This window comes from Priestia endophytica DSM 13796 (genome assembly GCF_900115845.1).
Classification (GTDB): Bacteria; Bacillota; Bacilli; order Bacillales; family Bacillaceae_H; genus Bacillus_I; species Bacillus_I endophytica.
The window spans coordinates 69,687-94,399 of sequence record NZ_FOXX01000005.1 but is presented as its reverse complement, the minus strand read 5'-3'; the positions used below and the strand labels follow the sequence as shown (position 1 = coordinate 94,399).

Sequence of the window (24,713 nt, the reverse complement as noted above, 5' to 3'; positions counted from 1 at the left end):
TCAAAACAAGCCAAAAAGCTATTTAATGTTTTTCATGTGGGAGAACATTAAACTATTCTGTCGTAAAATTTTATTAATTTCGTTAAAAGGAGTCAAAGAATGTCTCAATACAGACGTTTTCAAAAGAAAGTAAACAAGCGCAAGCGAAGAAGACGACTATTCATCTTCCTTGTTTTACCTATTTTACTTGTTGTCGGAAGCGCCACCGCTTATGGATTTAACTTATTTGCTAAAGCAAAAACAGCAATGGATGAATCATTTGAAAAGATTGATCGTGCTCATTCTCCCCTAAGAGAAGGCGCAATTGATCCAGATGATGACAACATCTCTATTTTATTTATGGGAATTGATGAAACAGAACAGAGAAACTATGGAAACAATACAAGAACAGATGGTCTTATCCTTGCTACATTTAATAAAAAACAAAAGTCCGTCAAGCTTGTGAGTATCCCTCGTGACTCTTACGTGTACATTCCTGAAGAAGGTAAGGAAAATAAGATTAACCATGCTCATGCCTCTGGTGGTTCAAAAGCTACAATGGAAACGGTTGAAGAACTATTTGATGTTCCTGTAGATTATTATGTGAAATTAAACTTCAAAGCATTCATGGAAGTTGTTGATTCTCTTGATGGGGTAAAAGTAAACGTACCTTATGAAATGTATGAGAAAAATTCAAAAGACGAGCATAATGCTATCCATCTTGAAAAAGGTGTTCAAACATTAAATGGTGAAGAAGCATTAGCCTTTGCAAGAACACGTAAGCAAGATAGTGATATTTACCGAGGACAGCGTCAGCAAGAAGTAATGAAAGCCATTGTTAATAAAGCTTCTTCTGTTGGATCGATCAACAAATATGAAGGTGTAATTAAAGCAATTGGTGACAACATGAAAACAAACTTGACTTTTAATGATATGCTTTCGTTTTATGATTATGCAACAAAAGGAACAAAGCTTGATATTGAAACATTAACGCTTGAAGGTGAAGATTACCAACCTGGAGGCACGTATTATTACAAACTCAATGACGATTCTGTTGAAAAAATATCTAAAAAGTTGAAGAAGCATCTGGAGATTGACTCTTCAAGCAACTAACTAAAAGAACGCCTTGTCCAAGGCGTTCTTTTTATACAAAAAAGCACTGACTATCCAGTCAGTGCTTTCTCTTTACGCGTTTTTTCGCATGCCGCGTACCATATTTAAAATTGGACGGTAACTTTGATGTACAAGACCAATTTTTTCAACGATAATTTCAATCGTAATAAGCAAAATTCCTATAACAAGAACCGAGGCCCACATATCCACTTTTGATAAGATAATGGCTGCTAGACCAAAAACGGCGCTCATTGCATAAATAATGAGTACTGTTTGACGATGGCTATAGCCTACTCTTATTAAACAGTGGTGAAGATGGGATTTGTCCGGTGCTGATAACGGCTGCTTTTTCACAATACGACGCACAATTGCGAAAAATGTATCAGAAATTGGTACACCGAGAACAATAATTGGAAGGATAAAAGATATGACCGTTACTCCTTTAAAACCAAGAAGTGATAAGACGGAAATAATATATCCTAAAAATAAGGCTCCTGTATCCCCCATAAAAATCTTAGCTGGGTGGAAGTTATACAGTAAAAAGCCTAATGTACTTCCAAGGGTAATAACACCCATTGTTACAACAAATGGATCATTCATCATAATAGCCACACCAGAGACAGTAATTAAACAAATAGATGACACTCCTGCAGCCAATCCATCTAGTCCGTCAATCAAGTTTATGGCATTTGTAATTCCTACAATCCATAAGATTGTGATTGGAATACTTAGAAAACCAAAGTGGAGCATTCCATCAAACGGGAGGTTTATGGATACAACTTTAACATCTCCATAAATAACAACAACAGCTGCTGCTAAAAGCTGGCCTGCTAACTTGTATTTTGCAGATAGCTCGATAATATCATCTAAAACCCCTGTGATAATGATGATGATACTTCCTAAAACAATCGGCCAAGCAAATTTATTATCTGGTTGCATAATCAAAAAGCCGATGATAAAGCTAAAGAATATTGCTAATCCTCCCAAACGAGGCATAATGCGCTGATGAACTTTTCGTTTATTTGGTTTATCTGTAGCCCCTACGACGAAAGCTAACTTCTTTACAAGAGGTGTTAGTAAAATCGAAGAGATAAAACAGATAAACAAGGTCAAGTACAACATGTAGACCCTCCTCAGGCTTATCTTAACCAAATCAATTCTTAATCAATACTTAACATCTTCAATTGGTTAGTATTACAAGACACTTTTTTGTCTTTTTATGCAGGTTTTGTAACTTCTTTGTAGCTACAGAGCATTTTTGACCAATAAAAAGGTCTAACAATGAAGATTTTCAGTTACCAAAAGGATTATACCACATAGAATCTATGACTTAAATAAGATTTTTAGCTCTAAAAATTTAAAAATTCTATGACATTATAAAACTAACGTAACTGAAATCCTTTTCAATTAGACTTTTAGATCTTACAGCTGCTTTTATAGAAATTTATTCTCTCTACAAAACTATAATCTTTTTCTCTTAATCTGTCAAAATTCTATCTTTTTTTTCTGAATAATAGAATCATAATAAAACTCATTAGATAAGGATTTTACAGCTATTTTTGTTGAAGACATTTTCTTCATAAAAAATAGCCGAGGAAGATCTCCGGCTATTTTATCACTTTGCGCTTCATTTTATTGAAGAAAGAAGAAATCTCAGGGATTTTAGTAACTGCACCAGCTAATAGAACAGTGATAACAAAAAGGATTCCTCCTATAATGAGACGACCTATGCTGTTTTCAATAGGTAATCCCCATCCTATAAGAACTGTAACAACTGTGAGCAACAGAAGAAAAATCCAAATAGAACCGCTTAATAGGGAACTGCGTATACTAAGCCCTAGCTTCCCTTTTCCAACAATAATAAGAGCAGTAAATTGAACAAATGCACTGATCGTTGTTGCTAAAGCAACACCACTAGCTTCCATGCTTTCCATAAACAGATAAATAAGGCTAACGTTGATTACAAAAACAGCAATAACCCCACTTACTACTGGGAAGAATGGACGCTCTAAAGCATAGAAAAAGCGCGTCACATAAACATTTGCTCCATGTGCGAACATTCCAATAACAAACCATTTCAAAAGCGTTGCTGTAAGCATTGTAGAATCTTCTGTGAAAGAACCATATTGAAATACAGCTTCAATGATTTCATGGGCATATACATAAACAAAAACTGTAGCCCCTCCAATGCATAAAAGAAGCGCTTTTAGTCCTTTTTCATACATCAGATTGACACCTTCACTATTTCCTTTAGATGCTTCACCTGCAAGTTTTGGATAAATAACGGTTGTGACAGCTGTCATTAGAACCACTTGTGGTAGCTGAACAAGCTTTGAAGCATAGTTTAAAGCTGCAATGACCCCTTCGCTTAAATCAGAAGCAAACATACGCTGAATTAGAAAATAAAACTGTAGTGTTGCTCCTCCTAACAAAATGGGAATCATCATTCTAAAAAATCGTTGGACATACGCCCCTTCTTTCATACTTAAGCGAAAACGGAACGTCATAATATTATACTTTTTAATTTCAATAGCTAATAAAATACACATTACAATTGCGCCTGCAAGAGCTCCTATATTGTACGCATCGATCCCAAGGAAAGGGTACAGAATAAGTACGAGTACAACAAAACCAGCATTGTTAGCTAATGTGGAACATGCTGGCATGAAGAACCGATTATAAATATTTAGAATTCCTGTTAGCCACATTGACAACACAAGAAAAAGAGACGACGGAGCCATCCATCTAAATAGGTAAACAGTTGTCTCTTCCGTTTTTGCAGAAAGACCTGGAAAAAGAACCTGCACAATTGGGCCTGCAAAAACAACAAGTAAAAGAGATAAGAAAACCATACCAATACATGTATAAGTAAACAGAACTTCCTGAAATTGTCGCTTTTCGTCTTCTTTAGTCATCTTTTTATAAATGCTAATAAAAGCCGTTGTAATAGCTCCTCCTAATACAGTATAAAGGAACATTGGAATCGTATAAGCTAATATAATAGAATCAGCCTTATCTGATGTTCCAAATTGATATCCGATAACTGCTTCCCTAAAGAAACCAAAAAAACGGGAAAGAATATTGAGTAGAGCCACAACGCCTATTACAGCTAAAAGTGATTTTTTTGACATACTCTTAGTTCTTTCCCTTCACATTCTCATCTATAAATGATTCAATTAACGAGAGAATGTTATTTTTCCCGCTATAAAAAGGCTGTGGTGTAAAGTGAGCAGCTCTTTGAAGCACCTCTTCAAAATTATCTTCATCTGTCCAAGGAATAAGGTGACCTGTTCTTGAAAATTGATTAACAATCTCAAGCTGATGATCATCATTATGCTCACCATATTTAATAAGCCTAGGAGCCGCAATTAATGTCTTTCCTTTTTTAAGACCTGATGTAATTGATCCTGTGCCACCATGAGTAATAATGACTCTTGCTTCATCGTACAAGCGATCCATCTCATCATAGCTTGTAAAATCGATAAGCTTCATATGTTTTGAAGTAAATGGTGTATGTCCGACTTGAACAATAACATCCTCTTGAATTAATCCTGCTTCTATTGCTTCTTCAACAGCTTCTAGAAGCCTTGTGAAAGGGAGCTCATGAGTTCCTAAGACAACTAAAATCAATAGATTGAACCTCCATGCACTGCTTTTGGATAATGTACTTTCATCGTTTCCCACTGCACGATAAACAAGTCAGCAATCGGGTAAACAAGACGTCCTGATATTGTTGGAGTCGTTGTTTTTGCGAAGCTTTCTATAAAGATAACTTTCTTTCCGAATAGCTTTGCGATATAGCACATTGGAACAGCTGTATGAGCTCCTGTTGTTACGATAACATCAGGCTTTTCTCTTAAGAATAGATACAGCGATTTGAAGCAGTTATAAGTGAACTTAAATAAGTACCGAAACAAATAGTTACGAGCCCCATATACGAGAAAGGACATTTTATATTCCTTTTGAAGGGCTTCTGTAATAACAGAGCGTTCTGTAATAATATGATAATCATATTTTTGAAACAGTGGTTTTAACTGTAAGAGCTGTGTTAAATGTCCACCAACAGAAGCAATAAATAAGACTTTCTTTTGTTTGTTTTTCTTTCTTCTCATTTTCTACCCTCCAAGAGGAGAATAAACGTTGATTACTTTCCGTATTAACGTTTGTTGATCATTCTCTTGTGCTCTTTTCTCGCCATTTGAAATCAATTGTTCTCTAGAAGCAACATCAGTCAACACTTTATTCATTCCTTCAAAAAGCGATGAAACATTTTGCGGCTCTACTAATATACCGCTGTCTTCATTTAATAAATAACGCAAACCACCTACATTTGTGCCCACAACAGGCGTATGACAGCTCATTGCTTCTAACGCAACAAGGCCAAACCCTTCAATATGAGATGGCAATACAAAAGCATCTGCAGCACTCATCCATAATGCAACCTCTTGTTGTGCTCGAGGTTCCAAGATATCTACATTCCCTACATTATGATCTTTAATGTAGGTTTCCAATTCTTCTCTAAAACGAACATCTTTTGTTGCTCCCATTAAAATGAGACGTTTATTATCCTTTGGAAGTTTCTCATAAGCTTGAACAAGCTCCATTAGTCCCTTTTGCTTAATCAAATTGCCCACAAACAAGAAAATATGCTCATTCTGCGACAAATCTAACTTCTCTCGAGCTACTGCTTGGTCCGTAGGTTTGAACACTTCTCGATTCACGCCCATATTAATAATAGAGAGCTTTTCTTTTGGAACATGAAAGCTTCCATGAATCTCTTCATAAAGCTCATTTCCAACTGCAATAACATGGTCTGCTTCTTTTAATATTTTTGCCGTCCACTTACGAATACGCGGAGATTTTTTCGCCATTTTATCAATATCTCCACCATGAGCTGTTATAATCATTCTACATTTAAATAATTTCTTATATAAAAGGGCTAACATCCCTGTTGGAAATACGTAATGAGCATGAACAGCATCATAAGAACGCCCTTTTGTAAGCAAGTTACCTGCTGTTTGGAGCGCCCATTTTCCATACTTTTTCAATACATTTGCTTTTCCCATATTTGGGTTTTGAACAGCTACTACATCTACTTCTAGTCCCTGCTCTCTTAATGCGTTCACTTGGTTTTTAACAAAAATGCCAAATGTTAAAGCCTCTTTACTTGGGTACATATTACTTAATACTAGTAATTTTTTCGGTTTCATTTTCGTATCACCGCACTGTATTATTTTCTCGCTAACTTTTCTAACCCTTTTGCAGCACGCTGTGCGAAAGTTTCAGAAAGATCTTCGTAAGCACACTGTGTCTCATCCCACTGTCTTGTCATTGCTTGCACTTTTTGCAGGAAAGTATCTTTTTCTTGTAAAGCCCCAATCTCTACAAAATGTTCTTCTTTGCCAAGCGCTTGAAGAAAATGTTCCACCTTATGATGATAACCAACACCAAGCACAGGTGTACTTGCCACAACTGACAAAATTAAAGAATGAAGTCTAGTCCCGATAATTAAGTCTTGCTCTGCACAAAGCTTAACAATTTCGTCTGGATGCAAGTTTTCATCTTTAAGACGAACAAACTGTTTATATGTCATCATATCATAAATCTCTCTTGTAACCTCAACATCTTGAGGGTACTTTGTTGAGAAAAATGTGACAGTGGCGCCCTTTTTTTCAATAAGTTCATCTAGATTTTGAGCCATACCTTTTACATACGCCTCATATTTACTGTCATCTCGCTGTGGCCAATATTGTTTACTAAAGTAAGGAACAGCTGTAACAGCTACTTTTTTAAGCTCATTTGTTTTACTTCTTTTTCGAACAGGTTCAATAGCAAAAGCAGGGTCTCCGATAATGTCAATCTCTTTTCGGATTCCAATGTCCTTTAATAACTCTTTAGATTTTACATCTCTTACTGAGATAGAGTCTGCTTTATTTGCTAATGTTTTAATGAAAAACTTTCCTGCCTTTGTTGTAATAGGGCCAGCCCCTACTCCGTAGATCACTACCCTACACTTAGCATAGTATCCGAGTAAACCGAGCGTACTATAAAGAGGCGCATCTCTCTTATACATATCCATTAAGAGACCACCGCCGCCAATAATAAGTAAGTCAAGGTCCTTCATAATTTTGAAACTTTGCTTGACAGTATGAAGGACAGAGAGAATGAAGTTACCTTTCTTATGTAAAAGGGGAACTGCCTTGATGTTGTAACGAGACTCTGTATTGCTTGGATTGTTACTAAAAATGACAATTTCACCTTTACGAATACCTAATGTATTTAACTGTGTTAAGATGCCTGACAAAATGGCCTCATCTCCATTATTGTCATGCCCGTAATTTCCAATAATACCTACTCTCATCATGTGTACACCTATTATCCGACTTTCTGTTGTATTTATAATAAAATGTTGTTTTTAGCTGAAATTCGTCAACTTTTTTATTATACTACTCTTACTAAAAGGATTAAACCTTTGATACCATAATTTTTGTCGAAACTCGGACAATGAGATAGTCTTATTAAAATATGAAAAAAGAGAAGGATTTCTCCTTCTCTTTTCCTATTATAAGCTGTAGTAATTCTTAATTCCTAAGTAGATTGCTTCTGCAAAAAGATTGCGATAGTAATCAGATTTAAACTTAGCGGCATCTCCTGAATTTGTAAGAAAACCTAATTCAACAAGAACGCTCGGCATATCTGTATTACGCACAACATAAAAATCGTTATCTTTTGTTCCTCTATCATTCATTCCAACTAAAGAAACAAACTGTTCTTGAATTTCTTTTGCTAGAATGGCACTTTCCGATCCATTAGTATTTTGAGATGTATCATAGTAAACTTCAGAACCATTTGCTGAAGGTGCTGAAGGCGCTGAGTTTGTATGAACACTTACAAACATATCTGCATATTTGCTTTGCGCAAGATCTGTGCGGTCTTTAAGCTCTGGATATGTTGCTGCATCAGTTCTTGTCATAATAACTGTTGCTCCAGCAGCTTCAAGTTTTTTCTGAACACGTTGTGCTATATCCAACACAAGTTCTTTTTCAACAACTCCATTCCCGCTAGCACCGGGATCTTTTCCACCATGACCTGCATCAAGCACAATCACTCGGTTTGCTACAGAGCTTCCTTGCTCATTTTTAAGTTTTAAGTAGAGCTTATGTACATATCCAGTTTGTCCATTATAACGGACTTTTACCCAGTAACCCTGTTGGTCCCCAAGATAGTCTACTTTTGTCCCTCTCTTTAAAGAAGCAACAACCCCACTGCTTGTAGATGGACCGCTACGCATATTGAGAGAATCAGTTTTTACAATTCCGTATGTACTTGTTGTTGCCGGAGGAGTTGTGGACGAACCACCGTTCTCTGCACTGCTAACGCGATAGCTCGGTTCAATTGTTCTACTTAAGAATACAGAAAACTGAGCACGGTTCACGCTGCTATACGGGCTATAGTGGGTACTATCAGTTCCTGTTGTAATTCCGTGTTGATAAAGTTTACTTACATATGGACGAAATTCTTGATTAATCCATACATCGCTAAACGGTTCAACTGTGTCATCTTTAACAGAGAGGTCATATTCTTGCTCAAATGTTCTAACAAGAAGTTTACTCATTTGCGCTCTTGTTAATGTTTCTTCCGGCTTAAATGTGCCATTCTCATATCCACTAATAATTCCCTTTTGTTTCGCTAAGCTGATCCATCCTGCTGCCCAGTGATCTTTTTTAACATCAGAAAATACATCATTTGAAACAGTTGGTTCTTTTTCCCCTAGAGCACTTAAAATCATTTTAGCTGCCTGAGCTCTTGTAACTTTGTTATTTGGTAAAAACGAACCATCGTCATACCCTTCAATAATTCCTTTTGAATGTAAGAAATTAATTTCCTTACTTGCCCAAAAACTACTTGAGACATCGTTAAAATTTGCTGCTGCATGTGCCTCTCTTGCGTTGCCTCCAAGAGCAGACGGAAGCGGCGCAGAAGCTAGTAAAAAACCTGCTGCTGCACAAGAAACAACTTTCTTCCACATAAAAAAATAGCTCCTTTCATTTTTGGTATAGCAGTGCAAAACAACAATCGCCCTGCTTCCCCTAAAAATACTAATATTTACTCATTTTTATAAGTCATAACTCATTTTCCAATTATATCAAAATTTATCGTAAATTCAATGTTCGATAATAGATTACTAACTTAATAATCCCTTGATTAGCAAGGGATTAAGCACTATAAACATCCAAATATTTTATTTTCTTTACAAATCAAAAAACGCTTCCACATTCCTATTTCTTTATACCTAAGTTAAGGAATAATTAGGGAACAAGAGGGAGAATAGGCACATCCCTATTCCTAAGACAGATTTCTGCAATATTCGACAATATTTATTTTATCATTTTATGGTTTAATTTCCATTTGCTCTTATACCTAACTTTTTGCATTTTTCAGGAAGTTTTTCTAGCCATTTGTGAGGGGTTTTGGTGAAAAAGGGAGATTTGACGCATACTAAAAGGTGGAACGAATTGATTTTACGGTATGTAAAAATTCATTCCACCTTTTTTCTTTTATCATTAATGTGTCCATATATTCATTCCTTTGACAAGTGAGCCTATGCTATTTTAAATGCTTGCAAGCTGCTCTTGTTTTTCTAATAGTTTTGATACTTTATCTGCCACAGCAGAAATGTCTTCTCCTTCAACAACAACGTAAGTTTCCTGTGTTTTCTTAGCTGTTAATGTAAAAGGAACAAGTTTTGTTAATTCTGCAACATTACAAATTTCTAAATCTTTGTAGAAGAAAATTTTGCACCCATGTGTTTTTGTAAGCTTGTACAAATAAGTCATTTCTTTAAGAGTTAACCGACTTCCTGCTAGATTAAATGAAACGATGTTTGACATTTTAACTGCACTCCTTATTTAAATAGTTAATTTTTGTAATTCTATTGTTTCATATATATATCGGTTTTGAAACCGGGTTATTTTGTCATAGAGACACTTTTATTGTTGAATAAAGATTTATCTTTCTACTTATTAAATACCCCTATTTTTATTTTGTAAACGTTAGCATTCGCTCTTTTTGCGAGCGTACATTTTATAGATAACAAACCCAATAATAGCAATGCCTGCAATCACAAAAATATACGTCTGAGCCTGTGAGATGATGAAATTAGCCATTTTTAGATTACCCGCTCCCCCTACTAGAATCATTGCTAGTACCCATGGAAAGATACCTAAGAATGTTAGCAATAAAAATGGAAGAAGGCGTATTTTTGAAATTCCAGCTAAATATGAAACATAGTTGCCAACTCCAATTGGTCTTGCAAGAGCAATTGTCCATTGACCGCATTTTTGAAACCAGCGCTGACTTTTCTTAAATACTTTTTTATCTTTCCATTTTTGAGATAACTTATCCTCTAACTTATAGCCAATTCCATAAGGGATAAGGCTGAATAGTGTATAGCATATGCTTCCTATAGTTGAGATCCAAAATGCATCGAGAAAAGAACTGTTTAGCAGATAACCATAAATAAGCGTGATGAGAGCACCTGGGAACGGTAGAGAAGAAGCCTCAACAGCAAGGCCAGCTAAAAGACCCCATATTCCAAAATCTTTAAGCGCCTCCGTAATAAAATCAATCATACCTTCCGACTCCTTCCCCTTTTGGAAAGAATATAGCCTTTATGATTGATTATTAAACAAGTTAATTAATGGAAAAGAAAAAAGCGCATCGTGAAGACGCGCTAGGTCATAATTATAAGCGTACTGTTTCATTGTTTGTAACGATAACTAAAACTTTACCTTGGTCAAGCTTTTCTTCATACATCTCAGCTTCAGTTTTAGAAAGACCAACCTCGCTTAATTTATGACGAAGCTCGTCCCCTTTTTTGTTAAACAAGTTGCTTGCAGCAGTGCCTAAGCCCATTTCTTTAATGCCGATTGTATTTGCATCTGCATTATTAGCAACACGGTTTGTTCGTTCGTCATCATGGGATAATACGTAGATGTCTTTTGCGTCTACTCCTTGGGCTTGAAGTTTCTTCACATCTTCTTTTAATAATTCATCATTTGTATACTCGCGTACTACTGGTTTCATAATCTTAAATTCCTCCTTTATGAAATGTATAAATACTATTCCACAGAAAAAAAGATTTAAAACATAAAGAGCACATTTCAAAGGAGAAATTTAATAGTCTTATATATTAGATATATATATTAGAGATTTTAATGAAGCCATTTGTTTCTTAACGTACGCCCTCCATAATAAAGAACTCCTCCTAGTATGAACGAAAGGATTAGGCCTAGGTTTGTAGCTTTTGATAAAAATTCTTGATCTGCAATATGTAGTACATAAAGCGTGTGTCCGAACATCTCTGGGCTAGAAGTAAAAGCTGAGCTTCCTCTCATCATTAAAATCATCGGTGTTACAAACATTATAAATATATAAAGCAAGGATGCTGAAACACTTACTAATAAAGCGTTTAGAAATATTTTCATGATTGCCCTCCTTACAAAAGGTTAATAATACCATTTTAACATAATCCGCTATATAAATGTAAATAAATTCCTTTTATGAGGTGTCTTTATAATTACTTTTAGCAGTATTTTACACAATGGAGGGAAATTAAATGCTCTATAAATATAAAATAAAAGCACCTTTTCAGTGCTTTTATTTTACTTTTATAGTGACATTTGATAATAGTTCACCACTATCACTGCTAATAGGGCCTACAATATCTACTGTGTCAGCCTTCTTATTATTTGCAGAAGAAGCTAAAGTTAAAATCACTTTATTTCCCTCTCCCTCTACTTTCGCAGGAAGACTTCCTTCAACAGAAAAATCCTCCTTTGTAATGGACGTTTTTTCAACAGGTTTTGAGAAAGTTAATAAAACTTGTTCCTCATTTTCTGTTGCCTCATTAATTTCAAACTCTTCCTCTCTGCTCTCTCCTACTTCAAGAGCTCGATATACGAAAGAAGCAAACTGTGCTCGTGTAACTGCTTCACTTGGACGATACAAGCCGTCATCAACTCGCGTTACTCCATTTTGAACAAGTGTTAGCACATATTTACGCATATTGCTTGGTACATAATCAAGATCTTGAAGATTATTAGGGTACGCGGTGCTTGGTTGTAAATTTAGTGCTTCAACTAATACTTTCGCCATTTGCTGTCTTGTAATTGGCTTATTAGGCATCATTTTACCGTTAGATCCTGTCATAATTCCTTTATGATAAAGCTCGCTTGCAGCTAAAACAAGTTCTTGATCTTTATAGTCAGCTGGGATATCACTGAATACAGATTCTTTCTTGCCTTCCCCATCAAGAAGACGAGAAAATATTTTCGCTACTTGCCCTCTTGTAATCTCTTGATATGGTCGATATGTTCCATCAGAAAACCCTTTAATAATTCCTCTCTCTGTTAAAGAAGTAATAGCTCCAGTATGATCAGAATCTTCTGAAACATCTTTAAATGAAGATGCATGTGCAACAGGAGCAACAATACTTGCTACTACAGCTGCTGAAAGAGTTCCAACCAGAATTTTACGTGAAGTCTTTCCCAATTAAAAAACCTCCATCTCTTTTTCTAGTTTCTAAAAAAATTGTCATATTATTGAATATACTCTCTTATCCTATCATAATTTGTTTCTTTGCTACATCCTCTTTTCTAACTAGAAAACAAAAAGTCGCCAAAAGGCGACTTTTATTAGAGAGTAAAATAATTTTCCGTAAAATATGGGATTCCTTCATTATTTATTGAAACACCAACGCCTAAATACGTCCAACGTTGATCAAGAATATTTGTACGATGACTTTTAGAATTCATTAATGCTTCATGAGCAAAGATGCTGTTTTGCTGTCCCATAGCTATATTCTCTCCTGCAACAGAATATTCTATATGATCTTCTTTGATTCGATCAAAAGGCGTTTTGCCATTTTGGTTTTTATGACTGAAATAATCATTGTCAGCCATATCTAAACTATGATGCTGAGCTGTTTTAGCTATTTGATCATTCCATACAAGAGGAAGAAGGCCATGTTTTACTCTTGTAGCATTAATAAGATCGAACATTTGCCATTTGAATCCTTCCTCCAACATTTGAGATGGATTACCATAGTAGCCTTTCTTCTCTTCTTCAGCACGTTTTGTAATGGCTTGAACAGCCGTTACTTTTCGTCCATCTAGATTATCATAGAAAAATGTTACGTAATATCCATCTAGCTCATACGTATCGTATTCTTCATCTTCAATAGAATAGTTACTTCCATTTTTCTGGATAGTTCCAAGTGGAGAACCATATTTCTCTCTCACTTCATCAAAAGTAGAGCCTAACTTTATCCCTCTGGTTGTTTTGAATACATCCTGGTTTGTATAAAGGGCAGCAACTCTTTCATCTTGATAACCAACCATAAAGAAATGATTGTAATTTTGATGATACGTGTTCCACTCTATTCCATAATCATTCGATGATTTTCTAATGGGGTCTCCAAGTTTTTGGAGAACAGATTCTTTGTTTTCTCCAATGAATATAGAATGAATTGTCACTAATGGCTTATTGTCTTGTTTTTCTATTTTCATCTCTTTATTAGAAGAAACTGTATTTACTTTCCCATTATCTATTTTATTTTTATCTTGCTGTACTTCTGTTGTCCCTTTAGCTATTACCTTATCTTCGTTTGAAATATTTTCTTTCTTTTCGTTGACCTCTCCCACACTATCTACTCTGTTATTAGTAGTTGCTGCTTCTGTTTGGGGTCCAATTATATTGTCAACGGCTGCTGCATACTCTGTTAGCTTCATATTTGAAAGATCACTCTCTGAAAAAGGAGTCATATTGAATAAAAAGAAAAGGGCAACACTTGCACCAAATAATTTATTCATACTCTCGACACTTCCTTTATTAAGGGGGAATATCTCCCTCCCTTAAAAAACTTCTCTATTTGTTAACGTACAACACATACAAAAAGTTACACTGTATTAAATATTCTCCTTATTCCATTACAAAACAGTATCTCTCTACAGTCATACAATATAAAAAAGCTGCTAGAAAGATCTAGCAGCTTTTTATGACTACTGAAACAGTAGCTTTAGGTTGTGAAAACCTCGATTGGTAGATTTAATAGTAGTATGAAAAGAAAAAGATATCAACTGGTAATTTAATACATGTATATCTAAAAGTAAGCCATTAGACCTTTTATAATGATGTAATACAATCCTAATTAATCATTTTACTTCCAAATTCAAACTTCAAGCTTACAAAAAGGGCTTTTATACCCAAATATATTCCAATATAATCTTTTATAGGTTTAATTATACATAAATACTAAAATATATTAAATGAATTATAGATAAGAATTAAGTATAATAAAAATTGATAAGATTTTGGTTGGTAAACCATATTTTTGCTCATCTACTCGTATAGATGGGCCTTTTTTATGTATAAAAACTTATATCCTTCCATTTACTTCATTTTATTCCTCTCCTATTATTAAGAAGTACCTCTATATTAAAGGAGCAACAACATGAAAACTAAATATATGTGTTCGCTAATTGTATTGTTTTCTTTTATTTTTTCTTTTTCTACTACTGTTAATGCTTCATCTCTTCTCTACTTTCAAACTGAGAAGGAAGCTAAAATTTTTCTTACTAAATATCCTGATGCGAAACAAAGTAACAATGTTGTCAAAACAGATCTCCCCAATTCAGAGATTCAAATGCTAAAAAAACAAGGGACTATCTCATTTTATGAAAGCGAAAAAAAGAAAGAAGTAAGTGCTGAAACTTCTTCTCTTGTTGATGAACAATGGGGGCTAAAGCTTATTTATGTACCATCAAACTTATGGAAAAACAATAATCTCCTTTTAGACAAAGAAATCCAAGATGTTGATGAAGGAACATCTATAAGATATATAGGACAAACCTTTAAGACGGCTAGCAAAGAAACAAAGCTAAAGATAGCCTGGGAAAATCAAACATTATCCCGCTTAAGCATCACACTTGATCATGTTGAGAAAGATTGGTCTGTTAAAGTATATAATGATGGCTCTCTGATTAGTGAACAAAAAACAGGGCTAAAAAGGGCTGATGTGCTTCTTCCGAAAAAGATGACATATGGAAACATGATTGTAGAGCTTCCCTCATTTGCAGGATGGAATAAGACTCCATCTATAGAGAACATAACAGCTGTGAACAATGCAAGAATTGCGGTTATTGATTCTGGTATAAATCAACATGAAGACTTTTGCGATAATATCTTAACAAGCCAAGGAAGGAACTATATTTCTCCTCATGATTGGCCTTCAGATAAGCTTGGCCATGGCACTCATATTGTAGGAATCATTGGAGCTTGTGCTTACAATAACAAGGGAATAGATGGAGCAATATTAAATGGAGCTGTAGATATTATTCCTCTTAAAGTTCTTGATGATTTCGGGAATGGAAGTGACTTTGAAATTAGCCAAGCTATTGAAGATGCTATAAAGAAAGATGTTGACGTTATTAATCTTAGTCTTGCTGGTAGTGGTGAAACTACTATATTACGTGAATCAATTCAAAACGCTCTTTCTCATGATATTGCTGTTGTAGCTGCAGCTGGAAATCAAAACAAGGATATTAGCACCATTTTCCCAGCTTCGTATCCTGGGGTAATTGCTGTTACAGGAATCACAAAAACTAGGGCACCATTAGAAAACAGCAATAAAGGATGGGAAATTGATATAAGTGCTCCAGGAGAGGATATTTATAGTACATATGGCTTGAATGAGTACAAATCATACAGCGGCACTTCTGTTGCAACTCCCTTTGTAAGCAGTGCTGTTGCATTAATTAGAACGGTAAATCCAAACCTAGACTGGCTTTTAATAAGAGACAAGATTCTCTTATCAGCAGAGAATCTTTCAACAACCTACGGTCTTCTAAATGTTGAAAAGGCTATTAATATGCCATCTTCGTCAGAGAAAGCAGAATTTCTTAATATAAAGAACGGACAATCTCTAACAGAACCTAAAAGTATCGCTCTAGCTTTTACTCATAATCTTATAAACAAAAAACTTCTTATCACCAAAAATGGAGATATTATAAAGCAACAAAACATCACATCGCAGCTCGTTGATATTCCCCTTCCCTTCTTAGATGACGGACTTCCTAGTAGCGTAGGATTATTTGTTGTAGACGAAGAAGGTAAAATCTTAACTAAAAATAAGCGAACATTAACTTCGGGCGAGAAAAGGATGATTCCACAAGATTTAGATGAAGCAGTATGGGCGAAAAAGGACATTCAAACAGGTCTTGAACAAGGATGGATTAGAGGATATGAGAATGGGTTTTTCAAGCCAAATGATTCTCTCACAAGAAGGCATGGTGTTATGATGATCTCTCGTTTTCTTTCATTAGAACCTAAATTAATCGACACCCCATTTAATGATGTCCTTCTAGACCAAAGCGGAGGGCTCGCTGTTCTAAGCGCCTATCAGCATAGTGTTGTGAAGGGTTATGGTCATAAGTTTAAGCCAGAAAATACCCTTACAAGAGCCCAGATGGCCCTTATTCTAGATCGCTCACTTTCTTTGTCAGAGAAAAGCACGTTTACTTTTGAAGATGTCTCTTCTTCAAATTTTTGCTTTGATGCAGTCAGTCGTTTAACAGAAGCTGGCATCATTACGAAACAAGACAAATTTAGACCATATGAACCGATTACGCGTGCCCAATTTTCGGCTATGTTATATCGTGCTTCAAAACTGTAAAAGAGAAGATTTCATCGTCTTCTCTTTTCCTTATATTCTTTCAGTAATATCATTCATCTTTTTAATAGGAAATAGAAAGATTTTACCAAAAATATGTCTTTTTATGCTAATATATTGAATTAAGAGAATATTCTTTTATATTATTTTTAAGGTTCTTCTAAAGATTAATACCTCCTTTATGAAAGGTGTGATCACCAATGAATAAAGTATTAATTATTGTTCCCGCTTATAACGAGGAAGAAGCGATTTCAAATACGCTCTATTCATTACTTCATCTTAAGAACGAACACCCTAGCTTAGATATTTGTGTTATTAATGACGGCTCCAAAGATCAAACTTCAAAGATTGTAAAACGCTTCAAAGACGTTATACTCATTGATCTTCCCTACAATCTTGGAATTGGAGGAGCTGTTCAAACTGGTTATCAATATGCATATCGTCATAACTACGATATTGCGATTCAGTTTGATGCAGATGGACAACACGATGCAAATTCACTTCAAAGACTTATCCACCCCCTTCAAAAAGATGAAGCAGATATGGTTGTAGGCTCAAGATTTCTGAAAAAGACGGACTATAAAGGAGCTTTTTCAAGAAGAGTTGGGATTTATTACTTCACGTTGCTGCTTCGGTCACTAGCTGGACAAACATTCACAGACCCTACTTCAGGCTATCGAGCTATCAACCACAAAGTCATCAAAATATTTGCTAATACGTATCCAAAAGACTACCCAGAACCAGAGGTATTAATCTACCTCTCTCGTAAAGGACTTCGCATTCAAGAAATCACGGTTAATATGACGAATCGTCAAGGAGGACACTCCTCTATTACTCCTTTTAAATCTATATATTACATGTTCAAAGTAACGCTATCTATTGTTATTCAACGAATTGTAAAGGAGTGACATCATGAAAATCGCCATTATCTCTCTCATTATTGTAATTGGTATTTTTATATTTGTTATTGAGTCTGTAAGAAGAGGGATTCTTGAAACAAAGTACTCAATCATTTGGATTTTAACATGCTTAGGAATTGGTATTTTGAGTGCCAACTCTTCCCTTATCAACAAGATTGCTGATGTGCTTAACGTATACTATGCTCCATCAATCCTTTTTTTGTTTGGAATGCTTTTTCTTATTATTGTAGTCTTTGACTTAACTCGACGGATTTCTAAGATGAATCAGCAGCTTGTTACATTAACACAAGAATATGCCATCTTAAAACAAAAATATGAAGAAAAAGGACAACACCAACAGTGATTTATATTCTAATACTCTTAAATATTCTAATGCTCGTAACAGGACAAATCCTCTGGAAAGTAGCTGTAGCTAACGTTGATACTTGGACTTTGCAAAAAGCTATTTCCGTTCTTCTTTCTCCATTCTTTATTGGCGGAGGTATTCTTTACGTTTTAGCTACTGGCTTATGGCTTGTTATCTTATCAAAGCTCCCTTTAAGCATAGCTTATCCTTTTCAAAGCATAAGCTATGTACTTGGAGCTATCGCTGCTTTTCTTATTTTCAAAGAAACTGTTACAGCTCAGCAATGGTTTGGTATTTTTGTCATTATTATAGGCGTTTATTTTATAGCCCGATAATATTAATCAGTGAAATTCTGGAGGAAAATTTAACATGATGAAACTTATAAAATTTCACACAGCTTTTCTACTACTACTTCTTCTCTATTTAGTTTTTAACCTTTTCCTTCTGTTCACACATCCAGGCCTTGTGTTTAACAGGCCTGATATTTTTGGAGAACCGATTTCTACGTACGGCTCACGAGATGCTTCCCTGTACGCAAAAATGGCTTGGCAACTCATTCATGAAGGAATTTACGGATACAACGCAACTGTTCCAAATGCTTATGTAACATATGGACAGCCTTTTTATCTTGTAGCTGTCTTTAAAGTTGCAGAACTTCTCAATACAAATCATATTATGCTCTATCGATTATCCAATATGATATTAAACATCGGTGCCTTCATCCTTATTTATGTAATTGCTCAAAAGCTTTTTCACCGTCGTGTCATTAGCCTTATTGGGGCTTTCTTATTTGCAGTACATCCAGCACCAACACACTATTTTCAAACGGCGCTAACAGAAACACCAACAATCTTTTTATTTCTATTAACAACCTTTATCTTTATTGTTGCCCTTCAAAAAGGAGAATACCGCTATCATATTTTATTTGGAATTGTGGCCTCTATTCTCCTGATGTTTAGAGCTTCACCAGCTCTCTTACTTTGGCTCGCATGGGGTATTGTTGTATATCGAAATGGATTTAAAAAAGGGGTTAAGACTGGCTTAATATGGTGTATTGGGCCTATTCTAGTTATGGCTCCATGGGCAGTTCGAAACTATCTAATGTTTGGTCATATGTATCTTTTTTCATCACATGGTTCAAACCCGCTTATTGCTGGAACTAATCCTTTTTATCTTGATGATCTTTCCCTGTATGAACAACAAGCAAAAGAGCTTGGAATGAGTATTGAAGAGTTTTCTCTCCACAAGATCCTAACTGGTTTACGAGAAAATTTTCCACTTTACTTTTCATGGCTTACAATTGGAAAAACAACGTGGCTTTTTGTCGATCAAGCAGGGAACCCTGACGGACTTGGTGCATATGCTCACCTTTTACCAAACTGGATGGAAAAGCTTTCTAAATATCAAAACTTGCTCACAGTTGCAGTCGGATTTCTTTTCGCACTTATTTACTGTAAAAGAAAGCCTGTCTTATGCTTAGTTCTCTCTATTATCATTTATATTTGTTTCTCTAATGTTTTTCTTACTCTGCCACGTTATGGATTACTTATTTATCCTTTCCTCTGTATGCTAACTGGCTATGGACTCGTAGACATTGGAACGAAAGTAACCAAACATCTAAAAGAGCGAAAAGGAAAGGTGAAAGAAACATCTGCTAAATATTAAAAAAGCGTGTAGAGAAGCTTCTCTACACGTTTTTTGCTACCTCTTGAGGAGGCGATGATTTTTCTTTTTGACTTTTAGCTTTCTTACTTTCAACAAACAAACTAAATCCATAACTTCCTATAATAATGAACGATGGGATAATGAAGAAACGGTAACGTGTTTGAATTTCAATAAGAAAGTGAATACAAACATATCCAATAACAAGCAATAAAAAGAGTGATTGATTCATATTACTCTTTCGAATAAGACTGTATAATAAGCCAAGAATGCTGCCAATAGCAATTGTCATATACATGATTCGTTCACCAACATAAAAAATGTTGTGAATAAACGATTGCCCTTGATAGCCAACACTCCAATTGATTGATGCATCTAAATCTCCCCACATTTTTTCGGACTTATTCCACATCAAATCAATAACAGCATCCTTATCTTCTAATCTTTCTTTAATAAGCTCTTTTTCAGCTTCTGTTCGCTCTTTTCCTAGCGTATACTGAGTCATAAAATTGCTATCTTCTGTCGAATACTGCCCAACTGTCTCATGATTAAATCCAAGCACAAATTTCCACATTGGATTGCGGTTTGATAATGGATAATCTGTTACGCCAGCTGTCATAAAGGCAAAACTTACCCCATAATGAAGAAGATAAAAAACGGCAACGATCCCAATAAATTTCTTGGCCACTGTCTTTTTTCGATCTTTCTTACTGCTTATAAACTGTAAGAACATATAGCAAAATAAGGCAACTAAAATAAATGCTCCAAGCGGACGCATGATATCTCCAAGTGAAAGAAGAATCCCAATAAAGAACCAGCTGCTTTTGTGGTCTACCCCATTTTTCACAAGCAGATAAAACCCAGCATAAAATAAGATAATCGCAATATATTGATTTGTTAATACAGAGGTCATAAAGATACTTGGTAAGTATAAGGTATAAAAGACACCTGCAACTCTACCTGCAGCCTCATTAAAAACATGCGTACCAATTTTATAAACCAAAAAGACGGTTCCAACTCCATATACAACATTTAGAAGTTTAAGTACAAATGCTCCTCCATCAAAAATGGATAAAATAAGAGCTTGATACATTGTAAAACCAATTTGGTACACCCATGATAAGAAGTATGGCGTTTGGCTAAATGAGAAGTCTCCCTTACTCGCGTCCACAGCAGCTGTATACAACACATTAAAATCAGATTGAATTGGTGTATCTACAACAAGAATCCATATAAAGCGCAGTAAAAAAGCAACGCTTAACATTACAATTAAAAATGTCTTCTGACTTAATTTTTTTACATAGGAAGAAATTAAAAAGATAATCAACCCATAGATAATAATGCCCATTGCTATCACTAGAATAGCTGTATTACTTGAAAAATTCAACTGTCCTACTTTTAGAAATTGAGATGTTGCTTCCCATGAAAAAACAAAGATGGCTCCAAAAATAACTAAAGTAAGTAGAACGAGAAATTTGTTAAAAAGACCACTAACGGCATTCATATTGAAATTCGACATATCGTATATACTCCTTACTTAATTGCTTGAAGCGCTATACACTTCATACATAAAAAAGTTCACTTTCAACGCTTGTACTGTCTTAAGTGAACTTTTTGATTCTACTTTTCAATATGCTTAATTATACTGTATTCCGTTTTTGAAAACTAGATAGAAAAGGCTTAGTCTTCTCTAATGCCCGTACACTTTACAGGAGAAAAAGCCCTCTTTTTTCTATCAACTTTTTCTTCCTTTACTCTACTGCTCTCTCTTCTTTATTCTTAAAAATAAAGTACTTACTTGCTATATAATTGACAAGAATGACAACGATGTTTGCTAAAATTTTAGCAACAATATCATCGATGGAAAGCCAGCTGACACATATAATCATAATAGCAAGATCTAATACGTATGAAAGTCCCCTAAAAAAGAAAAATGAAAGAAGTTCTCTAAACATAATGCTAGTAGTAAGAGTTTTGCTCTTAAATACATAAAGCTTGTTTGTTACAAAAGCAAATAGAACAGATACAATCCAAGCAACCGTTGTAGCCCATCTGTAGTCTATAGAAAAGCCCTTTGTAAGTAAAATGTATAAAGCAATGTTCACTACTGTTGTGAGCACTCCAAAAACAAGATAACTAATCATCTCTTTTGTTCGACTGTTCATCCTTAAATCCCCTTAGATTCATAATGACGTTCTTTTTTCTCAAACATCACTTTCTCATTGTTGTATTCATCAACAAAATAAAGTGGACGATGTTTCGTTTCAGTGAATATTTTTCCTAAATACTCTCCAATAATCCCTAAGGAAATAAGCTGAATTCCCCCTAGGAATAACATGACTGTCATAAGGGACGGATAACCTTGAACCATTTCACCAATAACCAAGGTCTTTGCAATAATAAACATCATGTATATAAATGCACAAAGTGAAATAGTAAAGCCAAAGTAAGTTGATAAGCGAAGCGGAGCTGTTGTAAAAGACGTAATGCCTTCAATGGCTAAATCCATAAGCTTTTTATAATTCCATTTTGTCTCACCAGCCGCTCTTGGATTACGGTCAAATAAAATTTCCTTCTTATTGTAACCGATCCAGCTGAACATTCCTTTTGTATAACGCTGCGTTTCACGTAGTGTACGAAGAGCTTCGATACAACGACGATCAAGTAACCGAAAATCACCTGTGTTTTCTTGAACAGGAATCTTTGTGATTTTTTGAAGCACGCGGTAGAATGTTTTAGCTGTCCACTTTTTCATCCATGTTTCTCCTGCTCTACTTCTTCGTTTTGCAAAAACATCATCATAACCTTGTTCCCAATATTTAATCATCTCAGGAATAAGTTCTGGCGGATCTTGAAGGTCAGCATCAATAATAATGACCGCATCTCCTTTAGCATAATCAAATCCTGCCATCATACCAATTTCTTTTCCAAAGTTTCTAGATAAATCAACATATGAAATGCGATGATCTGTTTCACGCATTTCCTTAATAATTTCTAACGTTCTATCTTTACTTCCATCATTGATAAACAAAAGTTCAAAATCATAGTTTGGAATAGCTTCAATTACAAACGTCAACTTCTCATATAACTGCTCCAGCACATCTTCTTCATTATAGGCTGGAATCATAATTGAAATAGTCTTCAATGTTTTTTCTCCTTTCTATTAAGCCTATTTTGGTGCCTATCGATACAAAATAGTCCACCTAACAAAAAAGTTCACTTGCGTCTAAAAAATAGAGCGGAAGTGAACTGAATTCTTAACTTTCTGTCACTTAATTATAACTTATCTTGTTTTTTTTCACTAGTAAGACAGTGAAAGTCATTCATAGTTTAAGATTGCTTCTTATCCTTCTTTCCTCTCTCTATCACTTAGTAATTTAGTATGACAAAAGAGTGTAACGAAGCCTAATGAAGCGATAATAGCTAGTGCTGGGTTGATAAAAAAACGATACTTAGTTTGGACTTCGACGAGAAGATGAACAAGAACATAGCCAAGAATAAGAATAAGGAAAAAAGCTTCCTTTTTGTCTATCTCTACTCGAAAAGAAAGGAATAAATAGGCTATCCCTCCAAAGAGTAAAAGAAGAAACATCATTCGTTCTGAGGCATAAAGCACTTTATGAATGTCTTGAGCAGATTCCTTTTGATGTCCCATGCTCCAGAAAATAGACTCATCTCGTATTCCCCACATGTTGTTAAACTTCTTCCAAAGTAAAGCAACCACCTCACTCTTATCTTCTAAGCGCTCTTTAATAAGCTCCTGTTCCACTCCATTACGCTCTGTACCCAATGGATAGCGAGCAACATATTCTGCGTCGTCTACTGAATATTGACCTCCTGTTTCGTGATTAAACCCAAGAACAAATTTCCAGAGTGGATTGCGATTAGAAAGCGGATATTCTGTAATTCCCCATGCAATGAAAGAGGCACTCACAAGGTAGTGAACAAAGTAAAATACCGCAAATATTCCAATAAGCTTTTTTACTACTCTTCCTTTATGTATTCTACCTTTCTTGAGAAAAGCTAAAAACATGTAGCAAGAAACAGCAAGTAAAATAAATGCTCCAAGCGGCCTCATGATATCCCCTAAAGCTAATAAAATACCAATAAAGATCCAGTTCCATTTATAATTAATGCCGTTCTTAAGGAGAAGATAGAAAGCCCAGTAAAAGAAAAAGATGGCGATATACTGATTTGTTAAAACAGAGGTCATTACAATAGCTGGAATGTAAAACGTATAAAAGATCCCCGCTATTCTCCCTGCAAATTCATTAAGTAGAAGTGAAGCAATCTTATAAGTAAAGAAAACTGTGCCCACTCCATATAACACATTTAAAAACTTGATACTAAATGTTTCTTCACCAAACAGGGAAAGCAAAAATGATTCATATGCTGTAAAACCAAGTTGATATGGCCAAGAATAGAAATATTCCCGCTGAATCGGTGCCCAATCACCATAAAGAATTCCCACTGCGCCATGATACATAGCTCTAAAGTCTGTTGCTGGTGGTGTATTGATAGTTAAGATCCATATAAGACGCACTGAAAAAGCTACGAATATAAGCAAAAATAAAAAAGTACGACTCTTTAGCTTCCTAATATAGTAACTTAGTGAAAATAGCAGTGCTCCTAATATAATAAGAAGAAACAATACAAGAGCAAAGGCACCTAAATTTGAGAATCTCAATTGTTCCTTAATATATTGTTGTTCCGTTCTCCACGAAAAATAAAACATAAGTCCAAAAAAAGAAAGTGTTATTATCATCAAAAGCTTATGTAATCCCTTATTTAATCCATTAACCAATGCTGCCTTCACCTTCATCCTCTAGTTCTTTTGTTATAAATAATTAACTTCTTAATGTAAATTATACCTTATTTTGGAATATAAACAGAATTAAGAGCGCACTTATTTATATAAAAAAAGCCAACCACAGATGTGGTTGGCTTTTTTGATTAGCTCCTA

The 24,713-nt window shown here is 35.0% G+C and carries 23 protein-coding genes; 6 read left to right on the top strand and 17 right to left on the bottom strand.

Annotated elements, in window-relative coordinates; translation table 11 throughout:
- The first annotated feature begins 99 nt into the window (after positions 1–99).
- The gene (locus BM012_RS11150; RefSeq protein ID WP_061804746.1) at positions 100–1,092 is read left to right on the top strand and encodes an LCP family protein; all 993 of its coding nucleotides are present in this window, start codon (positions 100–102) and stop codon (positions 1,090–1,092) included.
- A gap of 72 nt (positions 1,093–1,164) precedes the next feature.
- Here BM012_RS11150 and BM012_RS11145 read toward each other — a convergent pair whose 3' ends face one another.
- The 13 genes from BM012_RS11145 to BM012_RS11085 form a co-directional block, all read right to left on the bottom strand.
- Complete coding sequence (locus tag BM012_RS11145; RefSeq protein WP_019394862.1) at positions 1,165–2,214, bottom strand: glycosyltransferase family 4 protein; 1,050 nt, start codon at positions 2,212–2,214, stop codon at positions 1,165–1,167.
- 485 nt (positions 2,215–2,699) lie between these two features.
- Entirely contained in the window at positions 2,700–4,223 is a 1,524-nt protein-coding gene (murJ, locus tag BM012_RS11140; protein ID WP_061804747.1) for a murein biosynthesis integral membrane protein MurJ, read from the bottom strand.
- Positions 4,224–4,227: 4 nt separating this feature from the next.
- Positions 4,228–4,722, bottom strand: coding sequence for a PssE/Cps14G family polysaccharide biosynthesis glycosyltransferase (gene pssE, locus BM012_RS11135; RefSeq protein WP_061804748.1), 495 nt, complete (start codon positions 4,720–4,722; stop codon positions 4,228–4,230).
- Positions 4,719–5,204 (bottom strand): PssD/Cps14F family polysaccharide biosynthesis glycosyltransferase, encoded by a 486-nt coding sequence (gene pssD, locus BM012_RS11130; protein ID WP_019394859.1) that lies wholly within the window; start codon positions 5,202–5,204, stop codon positions 4,719–4,721. Before pssD ends, pssE begins: the two co-directional genes overlap by 4 nt.
- A 3-nt stretch (positions 5,205–5,207) precedes the next feature.
- Positions 5,208–6,302 carry a glycosyltransferase gene (locus BM012_RS11125; protein ID WP_197232467.1) on the bottom strand — a complete coding sequence of 365 codons (1,095 nt, stop codon included), beginning with the start codon at positions 6,300–6,302 and terminating at the stop codon, positions 5,208–5,210.
- Between the two features lie 20 nt (positions 6,303–6,322).
- Positions 6,323–7,453 carry a polysaccharide pyruvyl transferase family protein gene (locus BM012_RS11120; protein WP_061804749.1) on the bottom strand — a complete coding sequence of 377 codons (1,131 nt, stop codon included), beginning with the start codon at positions 7,451–7,453 and terminating at the stop codon, positions 6,323–6,325.
- Positions 7,454–7,654: 201 nt separating this feature from the next.
- Positions 7,655–9,121 (bottom strand): N-acetylmuramoyl-L-alanine amidase, encoded by a 1,467-nt coding sequence (locus BM012_RS11115; RefSeq protein ID WP_061804750.1) that lies wholly within the window; start codon positions 9,119–9,121, stop codon positions 7,655–7,657.
- 583 nt (positions 9,122–9,704) lie between these two features.
- Complete coding sequence (locus BM012_RS11110; protein ID WP_061804751.1) at positions 9,705–9,983, bottom strand: hypothetical protein; 279 nt, start codon at positions 9,981–9,983, stop codon at positions 9,705–9,707.
- Between the two features lie 162 nt (positions 9,984–10,145).
- On the bottom strand, positions 10,146–10,724 hold the full coding sequence (locus tag BM012_RS11105) for a DedA family protein (RefSeq protein WP_061804752.1): 579 nt from the start codon (positions 10,722–10,724) through the stop codon (positions 10,146–10,148).
- Between the two features lie 112 nt (positions 10,725–10,836).
- Positions 10,837–11,178: a YflT domain-containing protein gene (locus tag BM012_RS11100; RefSeq protein ID WP_061804753.1), complete on the bottom strand. Its 342-nt coding sequence runs from the start codon at positions 11,176–11,178 to the stop codon at positions 10,837–10,839.
- Between the two features lie 128 nt (positions 11,179–11,306).
- Positions 11,307–11,579 (bottom strand): hypothetical protein, encoded by a 273-nt coding sequence (locus BM012_RS11095; RefSeq protein ID WP_061804754.1) that lies wholly within the window; start codon positions 11,577–11,579, stop codon positions 11,307–11,309.
- Positions 11,580–11,751: 172 nt separating this feature from the next.
- Positions 11,752–12,645: an S-layer homology domain-containing protein gene (locus BM012_RS11090; protein ID WP_061804755.1), complete on the bottom strand. Its 894-nt coding sequence runs from the start codon at positions 12,643–12,645 to the stop codon at positions 11,752–11,754.
- 143 nt (positions 12,646–12,788) lie between these two features.
- Positions 12,789–13,964: a CAP domain-containing protein gene (locus BM012_RS11085; protein WP_061804756.1), complete on the bottom strand. Its 1,176-nt coding sequence runs from the start codon at positions 13,962–13,964 to the stop codon at positions 12,789–12,791.
- A gap of 641 nt (positions 13,965–14,605) precedes the next feature.
- Here BM012_RS11085 and BM012_RS11080 point away from each other — a divergent pair.
- The 5 genes from BM012_RS11080 (at position 14,606) to BM012_RS11060 (ending at position 19,753) form a co-directional block, all read left to right on the top strand.
- The gene (locus BM012_RS11080) at positions 14,606–16,825 is read left to right on the top strand and encodes a S8 family peptidase (RefSeq protein ID WP_061804757.1); all 2,220 of its coding nucleotides are present in this window, start codon (positions 14,606–14,608) and stop codon (positions 16,823–16,825) included.
- Between the two features lie 197 nt (positions 16,826–17,022).
- Positions 17,023–17,730: a glycosyltransferase family 2 protein gene (locus BM012_RS11075; RefSeq protein ID WP_061804758.1), complete on the top strand. Its 708-nt coding sequence runs from the start codon at positions 17,023–17,025 to the stop codon at positions 17,728–17,730.
- Between the two features lie 4 nt (positions 17,731–17,734).
- Positions 17,735–18,085 (top strand): DUF2304 domain-containing protein, encoded by a 351-nt coding sequence (locus BM012_RS11070; RefSeq protein ID WP_061804759.1) that lies wholly within the window; start codon positions 17,735–17,737, stop codon positions 18,083–18,085.
- Positions 18,082–18,423 carry an EamA family transporter gene (locus BM012_RS11065; RefSeq protein WP_061804760.1) on the top strand — a complete coding sequence of 114 codons (342 nt, stop codon included), beginning with the start codon at positions 18,082–18,084 and terminating at the stop codon, positions 18,421–18,423. The genes BM012_RS11070 and BM012_RS11065 overlap by 4 nt, the downstream gene beginning before the upstream one ends.
- 34 nt (positions 18,424–18,457) lie before the next feature.
- Positions 18,458–19,753: an ArnT family glycosyltransferase gene (locus BM012_RS11060; RefSeq protein WP_061804761.1), complete on the top strand. Its 1,296-nt coding sequence runs from the start codon at positions 18,458–18,460 to the stop codon at positions 19,751–19,753.
- 22 nt (positions 19,754–19,775) lie between these two features.
- Here BM012_RS11060 and BM012_RS11055 read toward each other — a convergent pair whose 3' ends face one another.
- From BM012_RS11055 to BM012_RS11040, 4 genes are all read right to left on the bottom strand, one after another.
- Entirely contained in the window at positions 19,776–21,269 is a 1,494-nt protein-coding gene (locus tag BM012_RS11055) for an ArnT family glycosyltransferase (protein WP_061804762.1), read from the bottom strand.
- Positions 21,270–21,501: 232 nt separating this feature from the next.
- Entirely contained in the window at positions 21,502–21,915 is a 414-nt protein-coding gene (locus BM012_RS11050; RefSeq protein WP_061804763.1) for a GtrA family protein, read from the bottom strand.
- A 2-nt stretch (positions 21,916–21,917) separates the two neighbouring features.
- On the bottom strand, positions 21,918–22,895 hold the full coding sequence (locus BM012_RS11045) for a glycosyltransferase family 2 protein (protein ID WP_061804764.1): 978 nt from the start codon (positions 22,893–22,895) through the stop codon (positions 21,918–21,920).
- Between the two features lie 198 nt (positions 22,896–23,093).
- Positions 23,094–24,566, bottom strand: a complete 1,473-nt coding sequence (locus BM012_RS11040; RefSeq protein WP_235606169.1) for an ArnT family glycosyltransferase — start codon at positions 24,564–24,566, stop codon at positions 23,094–23,096.
- Positions 24,567–24,713 lie beyond the last annotated feature (147 nt).

What these genes read in the sequence shown, in the direction of transcription:
- BM012_RS11150 (WP_061804746.1), top strand. Translation starts at nt 100, where the DNA reads ATGTCTCAATACAGACGTTTTCAAAAGAAAGTAAACAAGCGCAAGCGA.
- BM012_RS11145 (WP_019394862.1), bottom strand. Translation starts at nt 2,214, where the DNA reads ATGTTGTACTTGACCTTGTTTATCTGTTTTATCTCTTCGATTTTACTA.
- murJ (WP_061804747.1), bottom strand. Translation starts at nt 4,223, where the DNA reads ATGTCAAAAAAATCACTTTTAGCTGTAATAGGCGTTGTGGCTCTACTC.
- pssD (WP_019394859.1), bottom strand. Translation starts at nt 5,204, where the DNA reads ATGAGAAGAAAGAAAAACAAACAAAAGAAAGTCTTATTTATTGCTTCT.
- BM012_RS11125 (WP_197232467.1), bottom strand. Translation starts at nt 6,302, where the DNA reads ATGAAACCGAAAAAATTACTAGTATTAAGTAATATGTACCCAAGTAAA.
- BM012_RS11120 (WP_061804749.1), bottom strand. Translation starts at nt 7,453, where the DNA reads ATGAGAGTAGGTATTATTGGAAATTACGGGCATGACAATAATGGAGAT.
- BM012_RS11115 (WP_061804750.1), bottom strand. Translation starts at nt 9,121, where the DNA reads ATGTGGAAGAAAGTTGTTTCTTGTGCAGCAGCAGGTTTTTTACTAGCT.
- BM012_RS11110 (WP_061804751.1), bottom strand. Translation starts at nt 9,983, where the DNA reads ATGTCAAACATCGTTTCATTTAATCTAGCAGGAAGTCGGTTAACTCTT.
- BM012_RS11105 (WP_061804752.1), bottom strand. Translation starts at nt 10,724, where the DNA reads ATGATTGATTTTATTACGGAGGCGCTTAAAGATTTTGGAATATGGGGT.
- BM012_RS11100 (WP_061804753.1), bottom strand. Translation starts at nt 11,178, where the DNA reads ATGAAACCAGTAGTACGCGAGTATACAAATGATGAATTATTAAAAGAA.
- BM012_RS11095 (WP_061804754.1), bottom strand. Translation starts at nt 11,579, where the DNA reads ATGAAAATATTTCTAAACGCTTTATTAGTAAGTGTTTCAGCATCCTTG.
- BM012_RS11085 (WP_061804756.1), bottom strand. Translation starts at nt 13,964, where the DNA reads ATGAATAAATTATTTGGTGCAAGTGTTGCCCTTTTCTTTTTATTCAAT.
- BM012_RS11080 (WP_061804757.1), top strand. Translation starts at nt 14,606, where the DNA reads ATGAAAACTAAATATATGTGTTCGCTAATTGTATTGTTTTCTTTTATT.
- BM012_RS11075 (WP_061804758.1), top strand. Translation starts at nt 17,023, where the DNA reads ATGAATAAAGTATTAATTATTGTTCCCGCTTATAACGAGGAAGAAGCG.
- BM012_RS11070 (WP_061804759.1), top strand. Translation starts at nt 17,735, where the DNA reads ATGAAAATCGCCATTATCTCTCTCATTATTGTAATTGGTATTTTTATA.
- BM012_RS11060 (WP_061804761.1), top strand. Translation starts at nt 18,458, where the DNA reads ATGATGAAACTTATAAAATTTCACACAGCTTTTCTACTACTACTTCTT.
- BM012_RS11055 (WP_061804762.1), bottom strand. Translation starts at nt 21,269, where the DNA reads ATGTCGAATTTCAATATGAATGCCGTTAGTGGTCTTTTTAACAAATTT.
- BM012_RS11050 (WP_061804763.1), bottom strand. Translation starts at nt 21,915, where the DNA reads ATGAACAGTCGAACAAAAGAGATGATTAGTTATCTTGTTTTTGGAGTG.